Raw genomic sequence first — 25535 nt, 5'->3', positions numbered from 1 at the left:
TCGCATGGAACACGTCCGTTCGCTCTTCACCGCCGTAGCGATCCTGCTCGCCCTTGTCTGCACCGGCTGGGCCCTGGCCGCACACGGCGGGCGCTGGAGCGTACGGCTCGACGTCCTGACCCATTTCGCTCCCTTCGTACTGGCGGGCGTGCTGCTGACCCTGGTTTACGGGCTGCTGGTTGCGGACGGCGGCCCACGTGTGGTCGCGGCATGTCTGCTCGTCGCACCGGAGTATCTGCGCCCTGCAGGTCGCTCCGCCTCGAGTGGGACGAGCGATGAGATCAAGCTGATCCAGTTCAACGCCTGGGGGCGAAATCGCCAGCAGGACGCCACTGTCGCCTGGCTCAAAGCCCAGTCCCCCGACATCCTGGTCGTTGAGGAAGCCAGCATCATCGCCCCGAAGCTGAAGGCTGAACTGGCGGGCTATCATGTAAGCTGCGGCGCCTGCAGCGTGATGATCTTCTCGAAGGCCCGTCCTATCGCCCATGACGTTCCGGCGCCGGCGAGCGAGGGCCGTATCCGGCCGCCCATCGCCGGCGCGACCTTCCGCGACCGGCACGGCGAGTTCACGGTGTTTGGCACACACTACACATGGCCGGTCCATGGCGGCTGGCAGCAGGCGCAGGGGCGCGTGATCGCCCGACTGCTCAAACAGTTTCCCAAGGATCGCCTGATCCTGAGCGGCGACTTCAACTCCACGCCGTGGTCCTTTTCACGTCGACGCGAGGATGCGATGTTCGGGCTCGAGCGACGCACCCGCGGGCTCTTCTCCTGGCCGGCCGGTCGCATCCCACGGCTTGGCGTGGAGACGCCCTTTCCCCTTCTGCCGATCGACCACGTCTATGCCGGCCCCGGCTGGCGGACGGTGAAGGTGGAGCGCGGGCCACGGCTTGGATCGGACCACTATCCCGTGATCGTCACCCTGGCTGCCTCATCTTAGCGCCTCGCGGGCCTTCCTGAGCGCCTCGCGCAGCCGGTTGCGCGCGACGAGGTAATCGTCCTCCAGCTTTCGGCGCCGCGCGTCCAGGGTCGCGCGTTCGTCCGCAATGGACTCTAGCTCGGCGTCGTAAGCTGCGGCCTCCGCAGTCAATTGCGCTTCCAGCGCCTTCACACGGGCGATCTGGTGTGGCGTCGGCCCCTTGCGTCGCGGGCTTTGATCCGGCTCACGCGCCTTGGCCCGCGCGCCCGGCGGCGGCGTCTTTACCGGCCTGATCTGCCGCGGACGGCGTAGAACCTCGCCGGGCTGGGCGCTGGCGGCCTCGATCAGGGTGCGGTCGTCGGTCTCATAGGCCCCGCCGGTGGCGAACAAATCCTGCCGCGCGCCCCAGGCGGCCAGCGCCTTGGCCCGCGAACTGGTCGCCACGACATAGTCGGTGAAGCCGTCGCTCGTGACGAACACCTTCAACCGCGGCGCCATGCTCGCCCTCCCTAGCTCAGGGACGCTATCTCCCGCACGAGGTTCTCGCGCGCCTGCGGCTCCAACCATTCGCGGAAGCCGGGATCGGGAAAGATAACCTGCGCGTCGAGGAAGCGTTGCAGCACTTGGGCCCGGCCAGAGCGCCACAGGTCGTCGGGCACATGCGCGTACTCCGCGCGCACGGCGCTGGCATAGGCGTCGTAACGATCCGCGGGCGCGCCAAGGATCGAAAGGTCGATGGAGACCAGCAGCTCTCCGAGCCGGTCGCCCTCTTCCACCTGGTGTCCGGCCGTCAGGCGGATCAGTCGCGCGACCTCGTCGCGAGCGTGAATCGAAACATCGTCGAAATCGCGCAGCGCCGCCTTGGCGAGGTCGGCGCTGCGGGCCTCGTTGTCCGAAGCGGTCGGGTCGTAGACCGCATCGTGCCACCAGATCGCATAGGTCAGGATCCGGCGCTCGGCGTCAGTCAAGTCGGGGACCTTGTCGAGCAGCGCCAGGCACTGCTCGATATGGTTCCGGGTGTGGTAGCGGCGATGCGGCTGCGCATACGCCGCTTCCAGGTCCGGCGTCACGCCGCGTCGGCGGCGACGCGCGCCGAGACGATCTTGCCCGGCGAACGCGGCGGCTCGCCCTTCGGCAGGGCGTCGACCGCGTCCATGCCTTCGACCACTTCGCCCCAGACCGTGTATTGGCCGTCGAGGAAGGTCGCGTCGTCCAGGCAGATGAAGAACTGGCTGTTAGCCGAGTGCGGCGCCGAGGTCCGGGCCATCGAGCAAACGCCGCGCACGTGCGGCTCGCGCGAGAACTCGGCCTTCAGGTTCGGCTTGTCCGAGCCCGAGGTGCCGGTGCCGGTCGGATCGCCGCCCTGCGCCATGAAGCCGTCGATGACGCGGTGGAACACCACACCGTCATAGAAGCCTTCGCGCGACAGTTCCTTGATGCGGTCCACGTGGCCGGGCGCCAGGTCGGGGCGCAGCTTGATCGTGACCGTACCCGTGTCCAGGGTCAGGATAAGGGTGTTTTCCGGGTCCATCACTTCACCTCCGATGGGACTCTGATCTCGCACGCCGTGAAGTCGGCGCCCATGCGATTGCGGACGCTTTCGATCTCGGCCTTGAACCAGGCGCTGTTCGGGTCGATCACTCGAACCTTGGGGCGCTCGGCCGCGGGGATATCGGCCAGGATGCGGACCTTGTCCATCTTGTCCTGCGGCGCAGCCACAGGTTCTCCGACCTTGATGGCCCGCACGACGTCCAACCCGGAAATCACCCGGCCCCAGCCGGTGTAGCGCTTTTCCAGCGACGGATAGGCGTGGCGCATCAGGAAGAACTGGCTGTTAGCGCTGTCGGGACTCTCGGCACGCGCCATGGCCGCTACGCCCGGGCAATAGAGCGGCCAAGCCGAAATCTTGCCGTCGGCGGTCATCGCCATCAGCATCGGGCTTTGGCTCATGACCGGCAGCGACTTGATGAAGCCGACCTGACTGACGTTCTGGTCGGCCGCCTGCACGAAACCAGCGTCCCCGCCCAGGCGGAACAGGAACTCCTGAGCCAGATCCGGCTTGTCGCTGCCGCCGGTGCCGTTGTCCTGCGGATCGCCCGTCTGGGCCATGAAGTTGTCGATCACGCGGAAAAACGCGCGGCCGTCATAAAAGCCTGCACGAACCAGCTCCTTGATCCGCTGGGCGTGGGCCGGCGCGATCTCAGGCAGCATCTCGACGATGATGCGTCCCTTGTTGGTGTCGATGACCAGCAGGTCGTCGGGATTGGGCGTGCGCCAATCGTTGGCCCCCGTGCCGGCCGGGGCGGCGGACGCCGGCGGCGCAGCCGCCGCGGCCGGAGATTTCTTCTGGGCCAGCGCGGCCTGAGGCGCCGCGATCGCCAGGACGGCGGCGGCGAGGAGAGCGTTTCGGATCATGCGTCACTCGTAATGGGCGCCGGCCTTGATCGCCAGCCCGTCAGGGCCGAGGCGGTGACCGCCACCGCCTCGTGACCGCGGCTGCTTGAAAACACAAGCTTGGTGAAATGAAGGCCAAGCTTGTGCCTGCCGCCTTGAGATTCAGCCGCGCCCGACCTTGGCCAGCAGCGCTTCCTTGATCGTCGGGCTGACGAACTTGCTGATATCGCCGCCCAGGACGGCGATCTCCTTCACCAGTTTAGAAGAGATCGCCTGGTGGCGGGGGTCGGCCATCAGGAACACGGTCTCGACCTCACGGTCGAGTTGCTGGTTCATCGCGGTCATCTGGAATTCGTATTCGAAGTCGGCGACGGCGCGCAGGCCGCGGACGATCACCTGTGCGCCGATCTCACGCGCATAGTGCATCAGCAGGCCCTCAAAGGGCTGCACGATGATCTCGGCGCGGTCGGAGAGCGGTTCGGTGGCTTCGCGGAGCAGAGCGACGCGTTCGTCGAGATCGAAGAGAGGCCCCTTGCCGGCGTTGATCGCGACTCCGATGACCAGCTTGTCCACGAGCTTCACGGCGCGGCCGATGATGTCGGTATGGCCGTTGTGGATCGGGTCGAAGGTCCCCGGATAGAGCCCCACACGCGTCATTCGACGTCTCCCCCTGTTGCGGTGCAGCAGGATTTCACCGGGGCTGGCGACGAAAGCAAGTCAAAATCCGTCACGCAACCGTCGGATAAACCGACGGTTGCGCGCCGAACCTATTCCGCGGCGCCGCCCTCGACGTCCGCCTCGGTCTCATCATCGCCGCCGCCCTGACCTTCCAGGCGTTCGACGGAGACAACGTGCTCGTCCTTGCTTGTGCGGAAGATCGTCACGCCCGACGTGTTGCGTCCGACCATCCGCACCTGGTTGACCGGCGTGCGGATCAGCTGACCCTGGTCGGTCACCAGCAGGATCTCGTCGTCCTCCTCGACGGGGAAGGACGCGGCCAGCCGGCCGCCCTTCTTGGTCAGGTCCTGGGCCAGCAAGCCCTGCCCGCCCCGCCCGGTGCGGCGGAACTCGTAGGCCGAGCTGCGCTTGCCGAAACCTTCGGTGGAGACGGTGAGGATCACCTCCTCGGCCGCGCCCAGTTCGGCGATGCGTTCGACGCTGAGGGTGACGTCCCCCTCGGCCTCGTCGTCCTCAGGCGCGGCGGGTGCCTCCTCGACTTCATCGCCGGTGGCCCGACGCATGGCGTTGGCGTGCTTCACATAGGCCGCGCGTTCGGCCGGACTGGCCTCGACCGAGCGAAGGACAGCCATGGAGATCACCGTGTCGCTGTCGGCCAGGCGGATGCCGCGCACCCCGGTCGAGTCGCGGCCGGCGAACACCCGCACCTCCTCGGTCGCGAAGCGGATGCAGCGGCCGAGCGCAGTGGTCAGCAGGATGTCGTTCTGCTGGGCGTTGCAGAGACCGACGCCAATGATTGCGTCGCCCTCGTCCAGCTTCATGGCGATCTTGCCGTTACGCTTGATGCCCTGGAAATCGCTGAGCTTGTTGCGGCGGACATTGCCGGAGCGAGTGGCGAACATCACGTCGTACTGGCCCCACGCGCCCTCGTCCTCGGGCAGCGGCAGGATCGAGGTGATGCTCTCGCCGGTTTCGATCGGCAGCAGGTTCACGAAGGCCTTGCCGCGCGAGGTCGGGGTCCCGACCGGCAGGCGCCAGACCTTGAGCTGGTAGACCTTGCCCCCAGACGAGAAGAACAGCATCGGCGTGTGGGTGTTGGCCGAGAACACGCGGGTGACCGCATCCTCGTCCTTGGTCGACATGCCAGAGCGGCCCTTGCCGCCGCGATGCTGGGTCCGATAGGTCGCCAGCGGCGTGCGCTTCACATAGCCGCCGTGGGTCACGGTGATGACCATGTCCTCGCGGGCGATCAGGTCCTCGTCCTCGACGTCGGCGTCGCCGTCGACGATCTGGGTGCGGCGCGGCACGGCGAAGGCGTCCTTCACCTCGACCAGTTCCTGGCGGACGATGGCCATCACGTTCTCGCGCGACGACAGGATCGTCAGGTGCCCCTGAATGGTGTCCGCCAGCTCGCGCGCCTCGCCGAAGATCTCGTCGCGGCCGAGGCCGGTCAGGCGCGACAGGGTCAGGGCGAGGATCGCCCGAGCCTGCTCCTCGGTCAGGTGGATCTTGTCGCCCTCGATCACCACCGTGCGCGGATCGGCGATCAGCTCGACCAGGGGCATCATGTCGCCGGTCGGCCAATCTCGCGCCACCAGGCGCTCGCGGGCCTCCGCCGGATCCTTGGACGAGCGGATGATGTGGATGAACTCGTCGATATTGGCGACGGCGATGGCCAGACCAACCAAGACGTGGCCGCGGTCGCGCGCCTTGCCCAGTTCGTATTTGACGCGCCGAACCACGACTTCCTCGCGGAAGTCGACAAAGGCGGCGACCAGCTCGCGCAGGTTCATCTCGCGCGGACGGCCGCGGTCGAGCGCCAGCATGTTCACCGCGAACGACGACTGCAGCGGCGTGTAGCGATAGAGCTGGTTCAGGACGACGTCAGGCGACGCCTCGCGCTTCATCTCGATGACGACGCGCATGCCGTCTCGGTCGCTCTCGTCGCGCAGATCCGCGACGCCCTCGATTTTCTTTTCGCGCACCAGCTCGGCGATGCGCTCGACCATCGCCGCCTTGTTCACCTGATACGGGATTTCGGTGATGACGATAGCTTCGCGGTCCTTGCGGATCTCCTGGATGTCGGCCTTGCCGCGCACCACGACCGAGCCGCGGCCGGTGGCCAGGGCGCCGCGCGGCGCCGAGCGGCCGATGATCTCGCCCCCGGTCGGGAAGTCCGGGCCCGGCACGATATCCAGCAGGGCGTCGAGCCCGATCTCGGGATCGTCGACATAGGCCAGACAGGCGTCGATCACCTCGCCCAGGTTATGCGGCGGGATGTTGGTGGCCATGCCGACGGCGATGCCGCCCGCGCCGTTGACCAGCAGGTTGGGTATCCGCGACGGCAGGACCACCGGCTCCTGCTCGGTTCCGTCGTAGTTCTCCTTGAAGTCGACGGTGTCCTTGTCGAGGTCCGCCACGATCGACATCGCGGCCTTGCTCATGCGGCTTTCGGTGTAGCGCATGGCCGCCGGCGGGTCGTTATCCACCGAACCGAAGTTGCCCTGGCCGTCGATCAGCAGCAGGCCCATCGAGAAGGGCTGCGCCATGCGGACCATGGTGAAGTAGATCGAGGCGTCGCCGTGCGGGTGATATTTACCCATCACGTCCCCGACGACGCGCGCGGACTTCACATAGGCGCGGTCGGGCGTGTGGCCCTGCTCGTTCATTGAGAACAGGATGCGACGGTGCACGGGCTTCAGACCGTCGCGCGCATCCGGCAGGGCGCGACTGACGATCACGCTCATGGCGTAGTCGAGGTAGGAGCGCTTCAGCTCGTCTTCGATGGCGATAGGGGCGACGCCGCCGCGCCGATCACCATCCGGCGAGGTATGTGTTTCTTCGGTCAAGGAGAGGATTTAGCCGTTTAGAATCGGACACAAAGCTGAGTTCAGTTGTTACCATCCCGCAGGCCGCAAGGCCAATGTCCGTAGTCAATCGAACCCAGGTGCTAGAACCCATGAGATATGCCCTCGCCGCCCTCGCCGCCACCCTTTTCGCCGGCACGGCGATTGCGGCGGATGCGCCCGCCAACCAGCGGATCGAGCTCAAGAATTCGACGGGCGCCGTCGTTGGCGCGGCGACCCTGACCGCGGCCCCGAAGGGCGTGCTGCTTCGCGTCGAGGCCAAGGGCCTGGCTCCGGGCTGGCACGGCCTGCATTTCCACGAGAAGGGCGACTGCTCCAAGTCCGACTTCACCTCGGCCGGCGGGCACGTCCACGGCGGCCCGACCATGGTCCACGGCCTGCTGAACCCTGACGCCAACGAGGCCGGCGACCTGCCGAACCTCTATGTCGGCGCCGACGGCAGCGCCAACGCCGAGATCTTCTCGACCTTCGTCTCGCTGGGCGGCGTCGACGGCCGCCAGGACCTGGCCGACAAGGATGGCTCGGCCCTTGTGATCCACGCCAATGCGGACGACCACAAGACCCAGCCGATCGGCGGCGCCGGCGCGCGCATCGCCTGCGGCGTCATCGCCGGCGGCTGAGGCCGCAAAGACCAGGACGCCGCCGCGACGCACTCGCGGCGGCGTTTTTTCGCGCCTGAGTTCCGGGAGACAGCCTTGCTCGACCGTAGAAGCCTGCTGCTGGCCGGCGTCGCCGCCGCAGCGGGCCCCGCCGCCGCCCAGTCCGAGGCCGAGGGCCCCCGCCTGATCGCCCTGCTCGACCAGGTCATGCAGAAGGCGCTGCTCGATTCGCCGCAGTTGATGACCCTCACCGGCCTGGACAAGGGCGCGAACGCGGCCGCCAAACATCGCCTCGACGATCGGTCGAGCCCCGGGGTCAACCGCATGCGCACCCTGTTCGAGGGCATGGCCGCCGACCTGCGCCGGTTCGACCCGAAAACACTGACGGGCGGCGATCTCGTCAACTACCGTTCGGCCGCCGAGCTTTCGGAGGCGACGCTGCAGAGTTATCGCTTCCCGTACGGCGATCCCGGCGTGGGCGGCGCCGTCCCCTATGTGATTTCCCAGCTTTCCGGCTCCTACCGAAGTATTCCGACGTTCCTGGGCAGCCAGCACACGGTGACGAGCGCCGAGGACGCCGACGCCTATCTCGACCGCTTGGCGGCTTTCGAGACCGTGCTCGACCAGGAGACCGCCCGCGCGCGCGAGCATTTCGCCCTCGGCGCAGCCCCGCCGGACTTCGTGCTGCGGACCACGGCTTCTCAGCTCGCGGCCATGCTGGCGCCGACGCCCGCGACTTCGGAACTGACGACCAACCTCACGCGCCGCACCCGCGAAATTCCCGGCGATTGGGAGGCCCGCGCCGCTCGCCTGGTCGAAGCCCAGGTCTATCCGGCCCTGCGCCGGCAGTTGGAGTTGAAGGAGAGCGCACTGCCCTCGGCCTCGCGCGAGGCGGGCTGCTGGCGGTTGCCGGAAGGCGAGGCTTATTATCGCTTCGCCGTCCGCGCCTTCACCACCACCGGCAAGGACGGCGACGAGATCCACAGGCTGGGCCTCGATTTGGTCGCCAGGTTGTCGTCGCAGGCCGATGCTGTCCTGAAGTCCCTGGGCCTGACCAAGGGAACTGTCGGGCAGCGCATCGCCGCCCAGCGCCGCCGCCCTGACCAGCTCTACCCGAACACCGATGCCGGCCGCGCCCAGCTTCTGGCCGACATGAACGGCATGGCCCAGGCCATGAAGACCCGTCTGCCCGACGTCTTCCGCGCCCTGCCCCAGGCGCCGGTCGAGATCGCCCGCGTACCAGCCACTATCGAGGCCGGCGCACCGGGCGGTTCGTACCAGCCGCCCTCCGTCGACGGGAAGCGCCCGGGGGTGTTCTACATCAACCTCCGCGACACCGCCGAACAGCCGCGGATGGACCTGCCGACCCTCGTCTATCACGAGGTGCTGCCGGGCCATCACCTGCAGAACGCCTTGGCGCTGGAGGCCAAGGGACTGCCGCTGCTGCGGCGGATGCCGCTGTTCTCAGGCTATTCCGAAGGCTGGGCGCTCTATGCCGAGCAACTGGCCGACGAGATGGATGTCTATCGCGACAACCCCTTGGCGCGCGTCGGCTATCTCGCCTCCCTGCTGTTTCGCGCTACGCGGCTGGTCGTCGACTCCGGTCTGCACCACAAGCGCTGGAGCCGCGACCAGGCCATCCGCTACATGGCGGACACCCTGGGCGACAAGGAAACCAGCATCGCCCGCGAGGTCGAGCGCTATTGCGTGCAGCCAGGCCAGGCCAGCAGTTACATGCTGGGCCATCAGGCCTGGATTCAGGCGCGGGACACGGCCAAAGCGCGGCTCGGCGCGCGCTTCGACCTGCGCGCCTTCCACGACGCCGGCCTGCTCTATGGAGCCATGCCGCTGTCGGTCCTGACCCGCCACCTCGACGATTGGGCCAAAGGGAGCGGCGCTGAACCTGCCTAGTCCTACTTCGCCAGAACGTTCATCGCCGCGAGACTCATGGCCGTCACGCCCGAGCGGATCACGGGTCCGGGCGCCGGCGCGAAAAACGGTGAGTGATTGACGGGAACAGGCGCACCGCCCTTGCGCGCCGCATCCAGCGCCTGGGCGTCCGAACCACCGACCCGGAAGAACACCGAGGGCACGCCCTCGTGGATGAAGTCCGAAAAGTCTTCGCCACCCGACATCGGCTCGGACAGCAGCACCGCGTCCTGGCCGAATGCGGCCTTGAACACCGTTGCAGTGCGATCGGTCAGGACCGGGTCGTTGATCACCGCCTTGGCGCCGAGATTGAGGGCGATGGTCGGGGCGGGCGCGCCGGCCATGTCGGCCACGGCCTTGGCGGTGCGGCGGATGCCGTCGGCCATCTTCTCCCCGACAGCGGCGTCCTGCATCCGCACCGTGCCGCGCAGGGTCGCCGTGTCGGGAATGATGTTGCCGGCGCTGCCGGCCTGGAACGAGCCGATCGAGACCACGCCGAACGCGGCCGGGTCCTTCTCGCGGCTGATCACGCTCTGCACGTCGACCACGAAGCGCGACGCCATCATCACCGGGTCGATGGTCTCGGAGGGCGTCGAGCCGTGGCCGCCGCGCCCGTTGAAGGTGATCTGCAGGCTGTAGGAGCTCGAGCTGACCGCGCCCGGCTTGTAGAATACCTGGCCGGCCGGTCCGGGCCACACATGCAGGGCGAAGGCGTAGTCAGGCTTGCCGAAGCGCTTGAAGAGGCCGTCCGTCAGCATCGCCTTGGCGCCGTTGATCGACTCTTCGGACGGCTGCGCCACGAACATCACCGTGCCCGACCACTTGGCCTTCGTGGCGATCAGGGCGCGCGCCGTGCCGACCCAGGACGCCATATGCAGGTCGTGACCGCAGGCGTGGGCCGTGAACGTCTCCTTGTCGTGCCAGACGGTCTTGTCGCGGCTCGCATAGGCCAGGCCGGTCTTCTCCTCCATCGGCAGGCCGTCCAGTTCGGTGCGGATCATCACCGTAGGGCCCGGACCATTGCGCAGCATGGCGACCACGCCGGTGCCGCCGACGCCCTCGGTCACCTCCAGGCCGAGGCCGCGCATCTCCTGCGCCATGCGCGCAGCCGTGCGCTTCTCCTGGAACCCGAGCTCGGGATGGGCGTGCAGATCGCGGTAGAGCGCTTCAAGCTTGGCGTAGTCACGGTCCAGCACCGCGCCGACTTCGCGCTTGGCGCGCGGGGCGTCCAGCCCGGCTGCCCGCGCCTGACCCGCGGCCAGCGCCGCACAAAGAAGCAGTCCAGCTGCGCCGGCGTTTCGCATGTCGTCCCCCCAAGGATAGTCGGCTGCTCGCCGTTCCCTTCAGGCACGCATGCGCTCCAGCCGCGCGCAACGGGCCTCGCCGAGCCGTTTCGCCTGGCGTGCCGCAAAACGAAGACGACCGGCTTCGGGTGAAGCCGGCCGTCGCGTTTCCACGAATGGAAGCCCTTGTTTAGAAGGGAATTTCATCGTCCAGGTCGGCCGAGAAGTCCTCGCGCGGACCCGAACTCTGATTGCGTTGGCCTTGACCACCGCCGAAGCCGCCGCCGCCACCGCCATACCCGCCGCCGTAGTCTCCGCCACCGCCGCCCATGCTGTCGCGATCGCCGTCACCACGACCGTCGAGCATGGTCAATTCGCCGCGGAACTTCTGCAGCACGATCTCGGTGGAGTACTTCTCCTGGCCCGACTGGTCGGTCCACTTCCGGGTCTGTATCGCCCCCTCGATATAAACCTTGGACCCCTTGCGCAGGTACTGCTCGGCGACCTTCACGAGGTTGTCGTTGAAGATCACCACCCGGTGCCACTCGGTCTTTTCCTTGCGCTCGCCGCTCGAGCGGTCCCGCCAGGTTTCAGACGTCGCGATGCGCAGGTTGGCGACACGATCACCCGAATTGAGGCTACGAATTTCCGGATCGGCGCCGAGATTGCCGACCAGAATGACCTTGTTGACGCTGCCCGCCATGAGCTTGTCCCTTGCTTTCCGTGCTTGCGGCCCAGCGGCCTAAGCGCGGGACGCTAGCCGAGCGTACGCGCCCGATCAAGTTAATGTTCCACATTTGTTCACGATCGCCACCGCTTCGTCCACAGAGGATTTGTCGCGGCGGCAACGCTACTGGGGCGCGGGCTCGCGCGGCATGGCGCCCGGCACGGCCAGCCGGCCGTCACCCGTACGCACCAGGGCCAGGTAAGGATGCTCCTCGAGCGAGGGGGCTGTGAAGATCCCCTGCCGCTCGACGAAGATGAAGTTACCCATGTAGGCGCCCGTCACTTCGCGAACCGTGCCGCCCATACGCAGGAAGCGGATGCGCATCGATTCGAGCTCGGCGGCGCAGTGCTCCAGCGTCGGCACGTTGGACTTGAGCTTATTGAACTTCAGCTCGCCCGACTTGTCCTTGACCACGTGCCAGCAGACCCCCTGCCCGCCCGGCGGCAAGGTGCGCTTGGCACAGGCCGAGAGAGCGAGGATCGAAAGGCCGGCGACGAGAGCGGTGCGTACGAGCATGACGTGCAGCCTATAGGTCCGATTGCGGCGGCGCGAGGGCGAGCTTAACCGATCGCGGCGATGGAGCAGTTCGCCGCCTGTTCGGCGATCGGGCGGAAGCTGCGGTTGTCGCCCGAAACCTCGACCTTGCCCGGCACCAGCCGAAGGGTTTGCTGCATCCAGCGGCCGTAGGTGGCCCCGCCCGCGCGCTCGCAGCGGCCCGCGAACAGTGTCTGGACGCAGGCGTTCAGGCTCAGGTCGTTGGGCAGCTTGCGCCAGCCGCCCTCGGCATAACGCCAGCAGGAGCCGACAGGCGCGTTGACAGGGGTCGCGGCCGGCGCCTGGCCAGGGGTGGCGGCCGGCGGCGTCATGGGCGTCGCTACTGCGTCGGCCTGTGGCGGCAGCGGGGTCAGCATGGTGCCAGCCTGATCGGCGGCGGCCAGGTTGCCCGATTCGTCGACCCCGACGTCCAGGGCGCCGGTGGCCACGCCGTTGCGCTTGGCGCAGTCGATCAGCGTCATCTCGCCCACGAACTGTCCTGCGACAAAGCAGCGAAGCGGCTTGGCGGGATCCAGGCGCCCGTCGTCCGGCGCGCCGGTCTCGACCACAAGACCGCCTTTCGAGGCCGGCGGCGGTGGAGCCTTTTGCCCCCGCCCTCCAGCCACCATCACGCCAGCGATCAGCACGCCCGCCAGCAGGGCCGCGGCGGCGCCGATCACAACCAGGCGCGAACGCCGATCCTTCACGAATTCCATGCGCTCTCGCTAGACCGTGCTTGTGACGGTTTCAAGCGCGCGAAGATCAGCCGCCTCCGACCAGGCGGTTCAGGCCGGCCTGATAGTTGGCGAGTTGATTCTTCAGATAGGCTGGGACTTCGCCCTTGGCGTCTTTCTTCTCGCTGGCCGGCTTCATGCCTTGCTCGAGATCGCGATAGGCCGTCCGCAGCACCGACATCGACATGGTCAGTTTGTCGATCGCCGCTTTGATGTCGTCCTTGGTCGCCAGGCTCAGGTCGCGCGGCATCTTCAGGCCGTACATAGCGCTGCCGCCGTCGCCAGGGACCATCTGGTCATCCTTCATGACGGTGGTGCGTACGAAGCCTTCGTGCAGGCCAAGCGCTTCAAGAGCGTCGAGACCGCCCTTCCCGCCCAGAATCTCGATGCTGGAGCGGCTGTTCTGCGGCTTGATCTGCAGTTTGCGCACATCGCCGTCGGAGACCACTTCAGCCTTCACCCCGAACGAGGTGGCGCGCTGGATCTTCTTGGCCAGCGTCTCGAGCGTATCCTTGGCTTCGATGGTGATGGTCACCGGCGGGCCGTCGATGCGGCGGCGAATCTGGAACGTGTCGCCCGGCCGCGCCGAGGTGGCTGAGGTCACCAGCTGGGAGTCGGAGTATTCGATTTTGCCCTTCGGCAGCCCCAGGCGATCGAGCGCGCTGGCGCCGCCAGAATCGACCGCGATAGAGCTCGGCGCGGTCATCTTGTCCGAGCCGGTGAAGCGTTGGGACCAGGCGACGGTTCCGGTCCCGATGTCGATCCCCACGGCGAAGCCGTCCACCTTGCCGACTGGACTGGTCATGCCCGGCAGATCGGTCTTGGTCGTGCCGGTCAGCCAGACCTTGCCATCGGCGACGGTCATCGCGGTGGCTCGGTCGTCGCCCGCCCCGCCATAGTAGGCGATTGCGTCCGAGCCATTCGATAGGTCGGCCGAAATCCTGGCCGCGAAGGCGTCGACGCTGCCCGAAGAAGCCCGCGTGGTGTTGCCCACGCCTAGCGTGGCGCCGGTCGATCCGGCGATGACGATGTCGCCGCCATCCATGGTGACGCCGGCGATGGCCCCTCCGCCCAGGGTGCCGAGGCTGCGCGTGTTTGACAGCGCCGGCGCCTTGGGGTCGGTCATATCGTAGCGGCGCAGCTTCACCTCGCCGCCTTCGACCGACGCGACGACGACGTTGGTCCCATCGACCACCAGCCCTGCGGGCTTGTCCTCGCCCGAGGTCCCGAATTGGGTGGTCGACTTCAGCCGGCCCTGCGGATCGAAAGCGCGCAGATAGTTGTCCCAGTTGCCGCTGGAGGTCTGGCCGGGCATCGCGCCTTTGGCGCGGCCGAGCACATACAGGGACCCGTCGGAGCCGAACGATACGCTGGTCGCTTCGTCGCTGTCGCGCGCGCCCAGGCGCTGAGACCACATCTCCTCGCCGGCGCTGTTGAACACCGCCACGAAGCTGTCGGGCTTGGTCGCATCGGCGCCCGTGTCGGCCTTTACGACTTTCGGAACGGTCTCGAGGGCCCCCGAACCGATCGGCACGCCGCTGGCCGCGAAGCCGCCGGTGACCGAGCCGGACACCGCAATCTTGCCGTCCGGCCCAACCGAAAGGCCAAGCCCCGTCGCATCGGCCGAGGCGCCGAGCGTGCGCGTATAGACCAGCTTCCCGGCCGAATCGAACTTCATCAGCGCGACGTCGCCCGCGCCTTTGATCGTCTGACCGTCGACCGTGTCATTGACGTCGGCCAGCATGTAGAGGGAGCCGTCCGGCCCGGTGACGGTCTTGTGGACCTTCTCCACGCCCTCGGGCAGGGCGACGTTGAAGACACGGCCCTCGACCCAGTTGACGTCGCCCGGCCGGCGCACGGCGTCGGTCGTATTGCCCGTCTCGAACTTCAGCAGTTCTTCGGCGAGCTTCGGATCCGGCGTGACGGTCACGACCTTGCCGTTCTCGACCTTGGTGGTCTTGCTCGGCTTCGGGTCGCCCGAGGTCTGCGTAATGTAGACCGCCGGCGACGTCGCCGGAGCCGAGAACGTCAGGGTCTCTGTGCTGTCGCCCTGGATTTTCAGCGCGAACTTGTCCGGCTCCTTGCCGAGCTTCACCGTCCGCCCGTTGACCTCGGTGGTCTTGTCCGCCCCGGGGATCTTCTCGACCGCGAAACGTGTGCGGAAGCCTGCGGCGTTGAGCTTGGCGTTCATGTACTTCACCACCTCGTTCATTGAACGCGGGGTGGAGCCCATTTCCGCCAGGTCGAAGTCGACCGTGGTCTCGACCTTGTTCGGCAGCCTGATCTTGACGCTGAACTTCATGGGCCCTTGGAAGGCGTCCACGGGGTCGTTCGCCGTGCCCTGGTGCAGCGGCGAGGTCATGTATTTCGGAACAGTCTTCGGAACGCCGACTACGGTCTTGGCCTTGTCGGCGACGTCGCCGTACGTCAGGCGCAGCTTGTCGAACTTTGCGGCGTCGATGTAGCCCGACACCTCGGCCATTCCTCGGGTGAAGGCGGCTTGGATCCGCTTCAACTCAGCGGCGCTGGTGTCCTTGTCGTCGGCCTTGCGCGCCAGGGCTTCCAGGGTCGAGAGACCCTGGTGCATGGCGAAGAGCTGGCGGTAGTCGTCGCTCGCGCCCTTTACGTCGAGCTGGGTCTGATACTCGTCGATGAACTTGCGTCCCATCAGGACGCTCTTGAGCATCTCGTCGGCCTTGGGCGCCTTGGAGAGCGTGCTCCAGGGCGGCGTCGGAGCCTTCTTGGCGGCCCCAGCCGCGCCGCCCGCAGCCGTCGAGCCGCCAGCCGTCGTCGCACCCAGGCTGTTGCGAGCCTGGTAGTAGCCGAGCAGGATATTGCTATCGAGGCTGATCACTGAAGGCCACCGACAAACCCATTAACCCGCCAGCACCTTGCCCCACGAGGGCTGACGAGATGTTAAGCCCCGACGAAAAACCTTCGTCAGCCCTTGAAGAGCTGCAGGATCACCTGCGGCTGCGAGTTGGCGATCGACAACGCCTGGGCGCCGAGCTGCTGCTGGACCTGCAGCGCCTGCAGGCGCGCGCTTTCCTTGGCGATGTCGGCGTCGACCAGATTGCCGATCCCGGTCTCCAGCACGTCCTGCAGCTTCGAGACGAAGGTGACGTGCTTTTCGATCTGCTTGGACTGGGCGCCCATCTCGGCCAGAGACGCAGTGACCTTGCCGATGGCGGTGTCGAGCCGCGCCAGCACCGATTTCGTCGCCGTCGTCGTGCCGGTCAGGTTGGTGCCGGCCAGGTTCACGATGCCGCCGGTGATGGTGAAATCCTGAGGCGTCAGAGCGATGTAGCTGTCGCCATCGGCGTTCGCGAGGAAGTTAAGGTTGGTGGTCAGGCTGCCGTTCAGCACCGAAACGCCATCGAACTCGGCCGAGGCGGCGAACTGGCTGATCGCCTGCAGCAAGGTCTGAAATTCGTCATCGAAGGCTTTGCGCGTCGAGGGCGAGGCGGAGTCTTCGGCGGCGCCCACCACCTTCTCGCGCATCTGGACCAGAATGTCGCTGATCTGCTGGCCGGCGCTGAGCGCCACGTCGGTGATGGAAGTCGCCCGGTCCAGGCTCATCTTCACGGCGCCGAGCGAGCTGAAATCCGCCCTCTGCTTCTGGGCGATGGCGTAGACCGCCGCATTGTCCTTGGCGCTCGCGACCCGCAGACCGGTGTTGATCTTGTTCTGAACCTGCTCGAGTTTCTCGTTCGTCGAGTTGAGATTCTGAAGCGCGATCAGCGCCGACTTGTTCGTGTTGACACTCATCGCCATGGCGCAAATCTCCTTCAGAGAACCCATGCAGTGCGCGCGACTCGCGCGCCGAAAACATGGTTAACGCTAGGAAGCGCATGGTTTCCGAAAGCTTAACGCAGACATGACGAAAGCCCGCGAACCGGGACCCCGGTTGCGGTTGCGGCCTGTGGACAGGTCGCCGATCCGAAGCGCGCGGGCTCAGGCCCGGGTCGCGATGACCGTTCCGGCCTCGTAGGCCTCGGCTTCACGCATGCGCAGCACCTCTTCCCGCGGCAATTGCAGGACGACTTCCCCGGTGCGCCGGTCGATCGTCTTGTAGACGAAGGCCCCGGCCTGCCCCTCCTCGATCACCAGCCTCAGGTCGGGCTCCGGCGAAGGCGGCGGCTCCGGTGCGGCGCGCGGCTCGGGCGGGGGCGGCTTGGCGACCGCCTGCACGGGCTCGACGTCGGGAAACGCGGCGACGATTGTGAGCTTGCTCTCCATGGATCCATTCGTCCGACGCTTGCGCGGCCGGGCGATCCCAGTTGCGCGGTGACGGCGGGAAGGTTCCCCTCCCCGCCGACGACGCGATTGGGCGCAGCGCGCAGGCGCTGCGCCCAAACGTCCTATCGGAACAGTCCGAGCAGCGAGCTCGACGACTGGTTGGCGATGCTGAGGGCCTGGACGCCAAGCTGCTGCTTGGTTTGCAGGGCCTGCAGACGAGCGCTTTCCTTGGCGAGGTCGGCGTCGACCAGGTTGCCGATACCCGCGTCCAGGGTGTCCTGGAGCTTCATGACGTTGGTCATGTGGGTGTCGAGCGCCTTGGCGCCGGTGCCGAGCTTCGACAGGGCCGAGGAGACGTCCTGGATGGCGTCTTCCACTTCCTTGACGTCCGCCGAGCCGACCGTGCCGGTGAGGCTGGCCAGGGTGGCGGCGATCTTGGTGTTCGACTTCGACAGCACGACGTGGTCGATGTCGATGGTCGCAGTGGCGTCGGCATTGGCGATCGCCTTAATGCTCGACTTGTTGACGCCGGTCGACGAGATCAGGTTGACGCCGTCGAAGGACGCGTTGTTGGCGATCGTGTCGATCTGATCGCGCAGCGACTTGTACTCGTCGCTCAGGGCCTGCTTGGAGGCGGTCGAGAGACCGGCTTCCGTCGCCGCCAGGACCTTTTCCTTCATCTGGACGAGGATGTCCGAGATGGCGGTGCCGGCCGACATGGCGACGTCCGCAACCGACTGGCCGCGTTGCAGCGACGAGACGACCGCGTTGAGCGAGGTGGATTCGGCGCGCTGGTTCTGGGCGATGGCCCAGATAGCGCCGTTGTCCTTGGCCGACGCAATCTTCAGACCGGTGTTCACCCGGTTCTGAACGACGCCAAGGTCCTTGTTGGTAGCGTTGAGGTTTTGGAGCGCGATCATCGCGCCCTGGTTGGTGTTAACCGAATTCATGGCCATAGCACGTGGTTCCTTTTCTCAGGGACCGGCGTCGTTTTGACTACCGGAGGCGTTTTGCCCGCCCCCATCCAAGCAATCGCAGGGCCACGTTAGGCCGCTTACAACATATTGATTTTACGGGATTTTTTCTGTTTACCCAGAATAAACCACACCAACGGAGCCGAATCCCGAAATGGATCGGCAAAAATTGCCGGGCTAATCGGCAGAATTTGCCGATCGGCAATCATCGCCCACCGGCCGGAGCGGGCGCAAAACAAAAGCGCCGACCTGGTCGGCCGGCGCTCAAAGCGAGATCGGAATTAACGATTGTGTCGGCGCGTCGTCAGGCCGCGGCGGGCGCATCGGTCTTTTGCGACAACGCCTGCATCATGATCTTGTTGATTTCGATGAGGGTTTCGAAGTCGTCCTCACCGCGCATGACCTCGCTCGAGTTGCGGCCGACGAAGAGGCTGAGCGAGATGATGCCCGCCTTGACCTCGGCAGGCAGCTTGTTGCCCGGCTCGGCGCAGTCGCGGGCCAGGGTCGACCAGAGCCTGCGGTTCCAGTCGATGGCGTCGATACGTCGGGCGATGTCCGTCGTCGGCGCCTCGGACGCGGCGATCAACGCCCGCGTCACCTGGCCAAACAGGCGGTACTCGGCGTCTTTGGGCGCCTCGGCCCGGCTAGCCGCCTGCTGGTAGGCTCGAAGCGACATTCCCCAACCTCTCGTCTTCGTATTCGATCAATTTCCGGCAGAGCATGAGCGCCTTGTAGTACTCACGCGCCATGGCGTGCTTGGAGATGGCCACGCAGTCCGTCAGGACCTCAGGATTGCGGATCACGCCCATGAACTCGGTCAGGCGCTGGGCGAACTCGTCGTAGTAACGGTTCGCTCCGGCGTCATCGAGATACATCATCATCATCGGGAAGTAGATGCGACGCGCCGGCGTCGCCGCCTCCTCAGGCTGCATGATGTCCTTCTCGCGGAGCACAGAAGCCTTGTTCTGAAGCACCAGGGTCGTGCGGCGATCGCCGTTCTGCACGACCGCGCCGTTGAGCACGAACTTTTCGCCCGGCTTCAGGGACAGCTTCAGCGGCATTCCTCAATCTCCAAAAAGAGGCGCCTCGCCCAGGTCTCTGCGGTCGGCAGTCCGATCTGGGCAGGCTAGATGCGAGGGGTTAACCGCTTCTTGCGAAGGACCCTCGGGGGCGGGGCATTAGCAGACCGTTAAGCATGATTTTTCAAGATCGCAGCATGCAAGATCATGGGACTGGGTGATGGGCGAGACTTCGGAATCCGGGGCCGCACAACGCCGTCTCGCAAAGTCGTATGGCGGGCCGGCCGGCGACTCGGCCTCCAGTGAAGCGGTAAAACGTCTCAGGGGCGAACTCGGGGCGCTGAAGGCCGCCCAGGCCGCCCTGCCCCACCTCAAGCGCGCCCTGGCCCTGATATCGGCCAAGGACTACGAAGGCGCGCGACGTTCGGCCCAGAAGGCCCTCGATCGCGATCCGGGCCTGATCCACGCCTGGCATCTTCTGGCCATTGCGCGAGAGCATCTGGCCGACTGGCCAGGCGCGCTGGAAGCCTATGAGCGCGGCCTGTCGCTCGACCCTTCCAATCCACCGATCGCCAATGACCTGGGACGCCTCGCCTCCAAGATGGAGATGTACCCCCAGGCCGAGATGCTATTCCGCCACTACCTGTCTTTCCGCCCCTTCGCCCCGGAAAGCAGCAACAACCTCGCGGGGGTGCTGCGCGAGCAGATGCGCTACGACGAAGCGGTCGAGGTGCTGAAGCCCGCCATTCAGGCCCACCCTGACAAGGTCATGCTCTGGAACACCCTCGGCACGGTGCTCGAGGACAAGGGCGATATCGAGCAGGCGTCAATTTTCTACGCCGAGGCCCTGCGCCTCGACCCGAAGGAGGCCAAGGCACGCTACAACCTCTCCAATACGCTGTTCGCGCTGGGTCGCCGTGACGAGGCGATCGCCGAATGCCGCGAGGCCATAGCCGGCTGCAAGACGCCCGAAGACCTGACCACGATGCGCTTCGCCCTGGCCGCCATGCTGCTGGCGGTGGGCGAGCTTGGCGAAGGCTGGGACGAATACACCGCTCGGCTCGAACCGACTTATTGCGACCCGATCCACTTCCTGACGACCCGGCCGCGCTGGGAGCCGGGCGTCGACCTCGAGGGACGCCATCTACTGCTGTTCGGCGAGCAGGGTCTGGGCGACGAAATCCTGTTCGCCAACCCGCTTGACGACGTCATCGCCGCGCTCGGTCCGGGCGGGCGGTTGAGCCTGGCCGTTACCGACCGGCTGGTCCCGCTGTTCACCCGCGCCTTTCCGCGCGCCAATGTCGGGGCCCATGTCTCGATCCGCAGCGGCGGCCGCAACGTGCGCGGGGCGCCCTTCATCCAGGATTGGGCCGACGTCGACCTCTGGGCGCCGTTGGGCGAGGCCGCGCGGCAGATGCGCCGCGATCTGGCCGCCTTCCCGCAAAGGCCCGAGGGCTTCATGAAGGCCGATCCAGCTCGCGTCGCCCATTGGCGCAAAGCCTTGTCGCACCTGCCCGGGCCGCGGGTCGGGCTGCTGTGGACCAGCATGCTGATCAATTCGACGCGTTATCGCTACTTCGCGCCGTTCGAGGCCTGGGCGCCCATCCTGCGCACCCCGGGCGTCAGCTTTGTCAATCTGCAGTATGGCGACTGCAGCGAGGCCATCGCCAAGGTTCGCGCCGATTACGGCGTGGAGATCTTCGAGCCGCCGGACATCGACCTGAAGAACGATCTCGATGACGTGGCCGCCCTGGCCTGCGCACTCGATCTGACCATCGGGTTTTCGAACGCCAGTTTCAACCTCGCCGCCGCCACCGGCGGCCCAGCCTGGCTGCTGACCGCGTCGGACGCCTGGGCCAGGCTCGGGGCCGACGCCTATCCTTGGTACAGTCAGGTGCGAGCGTTCTGGCCGGAAGCAGTTGGCGACTGGACGACGCTGATGAGGGATGTGGCCGAGGCGCTCGCGGCCCACGCCGCCCAGATGTCGCTTGCTCCGGCCAGGGGGCGGGCGTGAACGCCGACACCCCCTCGTTCGTCCGCAAACCTCCCATGGACGGCGGGCCAGTCGGCGACGCCGCCTCGCCCGAAAAGCTCGCCAGGCTGAGCACTGAGATCGCATCGGCTACAGCCACCCGCGATGCGCTGAAACAGCTACAGACCGCCCTCGCCCATGCCAACAGCGATCGCTTCGCCGAGGCCGCCACCCTGGCCGAGCAGGCCCTGCAACTCGATCCCAATATCGTCTATGGCTGGCACCTGCTCGGGATAGCCCGCGACAAGATAGATGACCGTACGGGTGCGCTCGACGCCTACGAACGCGCGCTCGCGCTGTCGCCAGCCGATCCGGACATCGCCCACGACCTGGGTCGCCTCGCGTTCCGCATGGAGATGTACCCCCAGGCTGAAGTGCTGTTCCGCCACTGCCTGACCTACCAGCCGGGCGCGCGCGAAGCGTCCAACAATCTCGGCGCGCTGCTGCGCCGCCTGATGCGCTTCGACGAGGCCATCGAGGTGCTTCGCACCGCCATCATGGTCGAACCCGAGGCGGCGATGCTCTGGCTGACCCTGGGCACCGTCGTCGGCGACCAGGGCGATGTTGAACAGGCCGAGGTCTTCTATCGCGAGGCGCTGCGGCTTGCGCCTGACTACGCAAAGGCGCTCTACAATCTCTCGAACATGCTCTTCGCCCAGGGCCGGAAGGACGAGGCCCTCGATCATTGCCGGCGCGCCATCGCCTTGGCCGAGACGCCCGAAGACCTGTCGATGATGCGTTTCGCCATGGCGACCATGCTGCTTGCCGACGGCGACCTGGTCCAAGGTTGGGCCTTCTACGAGGCGCGGCTGGACAAGAGCTTCTCCGAACCCGTCCACTTTCTCACCAATCGGCCGCGCTGGACCCCAGGCGCCGACCTCGCCGGCCGCCACCTGATGCTGTTCGGCGAGCAGGGTCTGGGCGACGAAATCCTGTTCGCAAACACCCTCGACGAGGTTCTCGCCGACCTCGGCCCGAACGGGCGCCTCACCATGGCGGTTACCGACCGGCTGCTGCCGCTTTTCCAACGGAGCTTTCCAGGGGTCAGCTTCGGCAAGCACCTAACCATCAAGCGCGAGGGGCGCGCCTTCCGAGCCGCAGCCGCCATCAAGCACTGGGACGAGATCGATCTCTGGGCGCCGATGGGCGAACTGCTCAAGACCTATCGTTCGTCCCTGGCGTCGTTCCCCGAACGGCCGAACGGCTTCATGAAGGCTGATCCCGGACGGGTCGCCGACTGGACACAGGCGCTTTCCGAGCTTCCCGGCCTCAAGGTCGGTGTGCTCTGGACCAGCTTGGTGCTGGACGCCAGCCGCTACCAGTACTTCTCGCCCTTCGAGGAATGGGCGCCGGTGTTGCGCACGCCGGGCGCCAGCTTCGTCAACCTGCAGTACGGCGATCAGTCGGAAGCCATCGCCTACGCTCAGTCCGCCTTTGGCGTGAAGTTGCACCAGCCCGACGGGATCGACCTCAAGAACGACCTCGACGATGTGGCCGCGCTCTGCCGCGCCATGGACCTGGTCGTCGGGGTCTCGAACGCCACGTTCAACATCGCTGCGGCCTGCGGCGCGCCCTGCTGGCTCATCGGGATCAAGAGCGCCTGGCCCCGGCTGGGAACCGATCGCTACCCTTGGTATAGTCAGGTGCGCGCCTTCGCCCCCGAACGTCATGGCGCTTGGGACGACGTAATGGCGCAGGTCGCCGCGGCCCTGGCGCTCCAAATCGCCAAAGGAACACGCGCCGCGGCGACGGGTTGATCCTCCAGGAGGGCGCCGCGCCGGCGCTCAGAACCCGGAGCATCCCACCCCATGCCAGGCCTTCGCGACGATGACGGCTATGACGACCAGGACGGCGCCGAGGCCTTCGATGAGGCCAATCTCGACGACCACGAAGAACTCAACGAGATGCGCACTTTCGAGGAGCTCCCCGATCTCCTCGACGTGACCCGGGCCGACGGTGATCGCGACGAGGATGAGGCCCTGGCGCTGGATTCAGACGAGTTTGACGAAGACGCCTTCGACGACGCCGACCTCGAGGAAGACGACGAACTCGACTATCGCGCCGCCGCCGACGACCGCGACGAAGACGAATTCGACGAGGACCGGGTCGATCCCGATTCGATCAATGGTCTGGATGAAGTCGCCGACGCCGACCAGGTGAGCGGCGGCGAGGACGATTTTACCAACTTCCAGGCCAAGGGCCTCAGCGACGAGGACTTGCTGCGCATGGGCTATGCGGGCCGGGCCGAGCCGCAGACGGAACGCGCACTGGATATTGGCCTGGAAGACACGTTCCCGGCCTCGGATCCCGTCTCGATCACCCGTTCCCGACGCTAGGTAAACCCGCGACCTTTATGACAAAGGCCGCAGAACCGCGCTCAATCAGCTTGAATGTCGCGCTCGGGTCTTTAGGTTGGATCCAGGTTGAAACATTTGTTCGAAAGCGGGCCCATTCTGCGCCCGTCCTTGAGGAGCGCGAATGAGCCAGCGTTTTGAAGGCACCGACAATTACGTCGCAACAGAAGACCTTAAGGTCGCCGTCAACGCCGCGGTTGCGCTGGAACGGCCCCTGCTGATCAAGGGCGAGCCCGGCACCGGCAAGACCGTCCTGGCCTACGAGATCGCCAAGGCGCTCGACGCCGAGTTGATCACTTGGCACATCAAGTCCACGACCAAGGCCCAGCAAGGCCTCTACGAGTACGACGCCGTCACTCGTCTGCGCGATAGCCAGCTTGGCGATGAGCGGGTCAAGGACGTCCGCAACTACATCAAGAAGGGCAAGCTTTGGGAGGCCTTCACCTCCGACAAGCGTCCGATCCTGCTCATCGACGAGATCGACAAGGCCGATATCGAGTTTCCGAACGACCTCCTGCAGGAGCTCGATCGGATGGAATTTTACGTCTACGAGACCAACGAGACCATTAAGGCGGCGGTCCGCCCGATCGTCATCATCACCTCGAACAACGAAAAGGAGCTGCCGGACGCTTTTCTGCGCCGCTGCTTCTTCCACTACATCCGTTTCCCCGACACCGAGACGATGAATGAGATCGTCGAGGTCCACTATCCGGGCATCAAGCAGAAGCTCGTCGCCGAAGCGCTGCGCATCTTCTACGACATGCGCAAGGTGCCGGGCCTGAAGAAGAAGCCCTCGACCTCGGAACTGCTCGACTGGCTGAAGCTGCTGATGGTCGAGGATATCGACGAGAACGCCTTGAAGGAAAAGGATCCGACCAAGCTGATCCCGCCGCTGCATGGCGCTCTGCTGAAGAACGAGCAGGATGTGCACCTGTTCGAGCGCCTGGCGTTCCTGGCCCGCCGCGAAGGCGCCGGCGCGCGCCCCGGCCAGCAGTAAGGCTTACGGGGAATTCACTCGACGTTTCAACGCGCTCCGATCAGGCTTTGTCCACATTGATTGGAGCGCAGTTGGAATGAAGACCCCTCTGCTGATCGCAGCTTCGACCCTGGCCCTCGCCGGATGCGGCCAGGGTGCGTCCTATTCGATCGCCAAGCTGCAATGCCCCGGCAAGGAGGGCGACCTGACTCGGGTCAGCGTCTCGGCCGACGGCAAGACCTGCGCCTACCGTTCGAGCGACGGCGCGGAAGTTTCTCTCGAGCTTGTCTCGACCAACGGCGACGCACAAGGAGCTCTGGCCAAGGTCGAGACAGAGCTGCGCAGTACGCCAGGGTCGTTGAGCCCCGACGCGGCGGCCGCCCAGGCCGACGCCGCCGGTAAGATTGCAGCCGCCGCGGCGGCCAAGGCGACCATGGGCGCTATGGCGGCCGAGGTCGCCCGGGTCCAGGCCGAAGCCGCCGCCGATGCAGGCATGAGCTCAGGCGGCCATGATGGCGACGGCGATTCCAGCAACGTCACTCGCGTAGACCTGCCCGGCGTGCACATCTCCGAGGATGGTGAGAACGCCAATGTCCGGATTGGCCCGCTCAAGGTCGACGCCAGCGGCGAGGACACCATGGTCAACATCTACCGCGATGTCCGGATGCGCGGCGAGGCGCTCTCGACCAAGAAGCGCGGCCTGCGTGCGACCTTCATCTACACCGGCAAAGATCTGCCGGCCGGTTATCGTTATGTCGGCTACGAGGCCGGCGGCCCCAAGGCAGGCCCGCTGACGGTCGCCAAGATTCGTTCGAAGATCGACACCGAGTCCGGCGACCGCATCCATCACGATGTTCAGGAGTTGGTGCGCCGGAACGGCGGCGTCTGAGCGCCCTCACCCGGCGGGCTGCACCTCGACGACCTTGTAAGTCAGCGGCCTGCCGTCTTCGTCGGTCACGGTGACGTATTCGCCGACCGCAAAACGATGCTCGCCCAGCCTGTGCACGGGCTCATCGTCGGCGGCGTCGCCCTCGTCATAGTCGAAGAACCAGCGCGCGCCTCGACGCGCCAGACGCCCATCGGCGGCGTCTTCATCCGGCGCGAATCTGCGCACGACGCATTCGGCCTTGGCCTTGCCATACGCGTCCAGGTCCAGCAGCCCGTCCGGCGTCAGGGGCGCGGTCAGGGCATAGCCGCGATGATCATCGCCGCCGGCGAATTCGGTGCCAGGATTGCGGGCGAGCCGCATCACGATGCGCGACAGGGTCATGTCCATC

General features: G+C 66.2%; 25 protein-coding genes. 8 read left to right on the top strand and 17 right to left on the bottom strand.

Going from position 1 to position 25535, the window contains the following annotated elements:
• Nucleotides 1-4 precede the first annotated feature (4 nt).
• Nucleotides 5-940, top strand: coding sequence for an endonuclease/exonuclease/phosphatase family protein (locus tag ACE3T2_RS04595; protein ID WP_374655177.1), 936 nt, complete (start codon nt 5-7; stop codon nt 938-940).
• Here ACE3T2_RS04595 and ACE3T2_RS04590 read toward each other — a convergent pair.
• The 6 genes from ACE3T2_RS04590 to gyrA form a co-directional block, all read right to left on the bottom strand.
• Nucleotides 932-1417: a hypothetical protein gene (locus ACE3T2_RS04590; RefSeq protein ID WP_374655175.1), complete on the bottom strand. Its 486-nt coding sequence runs from the start codon at nt 1415-1417 to the stop codon at nt 932-934. The genes ACE3T2_RS04595 and ACE3T2_RS04590 overlap by 9 nt on opposite strands.
• An 11-nt stretch (nt 1418-1428) precedes the next feature.
• Entirely contained in the window at nt 1429-1989 is a 561-nt protein-coding gene (locus ACE3T2_RS04585) for a phosphohydrolase (RefSeq protein WP_374655173.1), read from the bottom strand.
• On the bottom strand, nt 1986-2450 hold the full coding sequence (locus ACE3T2_RS04580) for a peptidylprolyl isomerase (RefSeq protein ID WP_374655171.1): 465 nt from the start codon (nt 2448-2450) through the stop codon (nt 1986-1988). Before ACE3T2_RS04580 ends, ACE3T2_RS04585 begins: the two co-directional genes overlap by 4 nt.
• Nucleotides 2450-3334 (bottom strand): peptidylprolyl isomerase, encoded by an 885-nt coding sequence (locus tag ACE3T2_RS04575; protein WP_374655169.1) that lies wholly within the window; start codon nt 3332-3334, stop codon nt 2450-2452. The genes ACE3T2_RS04580 and ACE3T2_RS04575 overlap by 1 nt, the downstream gene beginning before the upstream one ends.
• Before the next feature lie 141 nt (nt 3335-3475).
• Nucleotides 3476-3970, bottom strand: coding sequence for a pantetheine-phosphate adenylyltransferase (gene coaD, locus ACE3T2_RS04570; RefSeq protein ID WP_374655167.1), 495 nt, complete (start codon nt 3968-3970; stop codon nt 3476-3478).
• A 110-nt stretch (nt 3971-4080) separates the two neighbouring features.
• The gene (gyrA, locus tag ACE3T2_RS04565; protein WP_374655165.1) at nt 4081-6840 is read right to left on the bottom strand and encodes a DNA gyrase subunit A; all 2760 of its coding nucleotides are present in this window, start codon (nt 6838-6840) and stop codon (nt 4081-4083) included.
• A 110-nt stretch (nt 6841-6950) separates the two neighbouring features.
• Here gyrA and ACE3T2_RS04560 point away from each other — a divergent pair, with 110 nt between their 5' ends.
• Both ACE3T2_RS04560 and ACE3T2_RS04555 read left to right on the top strand, forming a co-directional pair.
• Complete coding sequence (locus ACE3T2_RS04560; protein WP_374655163.1) at nt 6951-7478, top strand: superoxide dismutase family protein; 528 nt, start codon at nt 6951-6953, stop codon at nt 7476-7478.
• 75 nt (nt 7479-7553) lie between these two features.
• Nucleotides 7554-9368, top strand: coding sequence for a DUF885 family protein (locus ACE3T2_RS04555; RefSeq protein ID WP_374655161.1), 1815 nt, complete (start codon nt 7554-7556; stop codon nt 9366-9368).
• 2 nt (nt 9369-9370) lie between these two features.
• On the opposite strand, the gene ACE3T2_RS04550 is transcribed toward ACE3T2_RS04555, so the two are convergent.
• The 10 genes from ACE3T2_RS04550 to flbT all read right to left on the bottom strand — a co-directional run bounded on the left by ACE3T2_RS04550 (nt 9371) and on the right by flbT (nt 18938).
• Nucleotides 9371-10690 carry an amidohydrolase gene (locus ACE3T2_RS04550; protein ID WP_374655159.1) on the bottom strand — a complete coding sequence of 440 codons (1320 nt, stop codon included), beginning with the start codon at nt 10688-10690 and terminating at the stop codon, nt 9371-9373.
• A gap of 169 nt (nt 10691-10859) precedes the next feature.
• Nucleotides 10860-11372, bottom strand: coding sequence for a single-stranded DNA-binding protein (ssb, locus tag ACE3T2_RS04545; protein ID WP_374655157.1), 513 nt, complete (start codon nt 11370-11372; stop codon nt 10860-10862).
• Nucleotides 11373-11519: 147 nt separating this feature from the next.
• The gene (locus ACE3T2_RS04540; RefSeq protein ID WP_374655155.1) at nt 11520-11912 is read right to left on the bottom strand and encodes a hypothetical protein; all 393 of its coding nucleotides are present in this window, start codon (nt 11910-11912) and stop codon (nt 11520-11522) included.
• A 44-nt stretch (nt 11913-11956) separates the two neighbouring features.
• A complete protein-coding gene (locus ACE3T2_RS04535; protein WP_374655153.1) occupies nt 11957-12646 on the bottom strand; it encodes a hypothetical protein in 690 nt (229 codons plus the stop codon).
• A gap of 46 nt (nt 12647-12692) precedes the next feature.
• Complete coding sequence (locus ACE3T2_RS04530; RefSeq protein ID WP_374655151.1) at nt 12693-15518, bottom strand: hypothetical protein; 2826 nt, start codon at nt 15516-15518, stop codon at nt 12693-12695.
• Between the two features lie 86 nt (nt 15519-15604).
• The gene (locus ACE3T2_RS04525) at nt 15605-16438 is read right to left on the bottom strand and encodes a flagellin (protein WP_374655149.1); all 834 of its coding nucleotides are present in this window, start codon (nt 16436-16438) and stop codon (nt 15605-15607) included.
• Nucleotides 16439-16618: 180 nt separating this feature from the next.
• A complete protein-coding gene (locus ACE3T2_RS04520) occupies nt 16619-16903 on the bottom strand; it encodes a hypothetical protein (RefSeq protein WP_374655147.1) in 285 nt (94 codons plus the stop codon).
• Between the two features lie 122 nt (nt 16904-17025).
• Nucleotides 17026-17859: a flagellin gene (locus ACE3T2_RS04515; RefSeq protein ID WP_374655146.1), complete on the bottom strand. Its 834-nt coding sequence runs from the start codon at nt 17857-17859 to the stop codon at nt 17026-17028.
• Between the two features lie 322 nt (nt 17860-18181).
• Nucleotides 18182-18553, bottom strand: a complete 372-nt coding sequence (gene flaF / locus ACE3T2_RS04510; protein ID WP_374655144.1) for a flagellar biosynthesis regulator FlaF — start codon at nt 18551-18553, stop codon at nt 18182-18184.
• Entirely contained in the window at nt 18522-18938 is a 417-nt protein-coding gene (flbT, locus tag ACE3T2_RS04505) for a flagellar biosynthesis repressor FlbT (protein WP_374655142.1), read from the bottom strand. The genes flaF and flbT overlap by 32 nt, the downstream gene beginning before the upstream one ends.
• 178 nt (nt 18939-19116) lie before the next feature.
• Here flbT and ACE3T2_RS04500 point away from each other — a divergent pair, with 178 nt between their 5' ends.
• The 5 genes from ACE3T2_RS04500 (at nt 19117) to ACE3T2_RS04480 (ending at nt 25147) form a co-directional block, all read left to right on the top strand.
• Nucleotides 19117-20910, top strand: coding sequence for a tetratricopeptide repeat protein (locus tag ACE3T2_RS04500; protein ID WP_374655140.1), 1794 nt, complete (start codon nt 19117-19119; stop codon nt 20908-20910).
• Complete coding sequence (locus ACE3T2_RS04495; protein WP_374655138.1) at nt 20907-22685, top strand: tetratricopeptide repeat protein; 1779 nt, start codon at nt 20907-20909, stop codon at nt 22683-22685. The genes ACE3T2_RS04500 and ACE3T2_RS04495 overlap by 4 nt, the downstream gene beginning before the upstream one ends.
• A 51-nt stretch (nt 22686-22736) precedes the next feature.
• The gene (locus ACE3T2_RS04490) at nt 22737-23264 is read left to right on the top strand and encodes a primosomal protein (RefSeq protein ID WP_374655137.1); all 528 of its coding nucleotides are present in this window, start codon (nt 22737-22739) and stop codon (nt 23262-23264) included.
• 142 nt (nt 23265-23406) lie between these two features.
• Nucleotides 23407-24279: an AAA family ATPase gene (locus ACE3T2_RS04485; RefSeq protein WP_374655135.1), complete on the top strand. Its 873-nt coding sequence runs from the start codon at nt 23407-23409 to the stop codon at nt 24277-24279.
• A gap of 76 nt (nt 24280-24355) precedes the next feature.
• A complete protein-coding gene (locus tag ACE3T2_RS04480) occupies nt 24356-25147 on the top strand; it encodes a hypothetical protein (protein ID WP_374655133.1) in 792 nt (263 codons plus the stop codon).
• 6 nt (nt 25148-25153) lie between these two features.
• On the opposite strand, the gene ACE3T2_RS04475 is transcribed toward ACE3T2_RS04480, so the two are convergent.
• The gene (locus tag ACE3T2_RS04475; RefSeq protein ID WP_374655131.1) at nt 25154-25528 is read right to left on the bottom strand and encodes a hypothetical protein; all 375 of its coding nucleotides are present in this window, start codon (nt 25526-25528) and stop codon (nt 25154-25156) included.
• Between the last annotated feature and the right edge of the window lie 7 nt (nt 25529-25535).

This window comes from Phenylobacterium sp. (assembly GCF_041919955.1).
Taxonomy (GTDB): domain Bacteria; phylum Pseudomonadota; class Alphaproteobacteria; order Caulobacterales; family Caulobacteraceae; genus Phenylobacterium.
The sequence above is the reverse complement of the archived record's forward strand: the minus strand, read 5'-3'. Positions and strand labels throughout refer to the sequence as shown.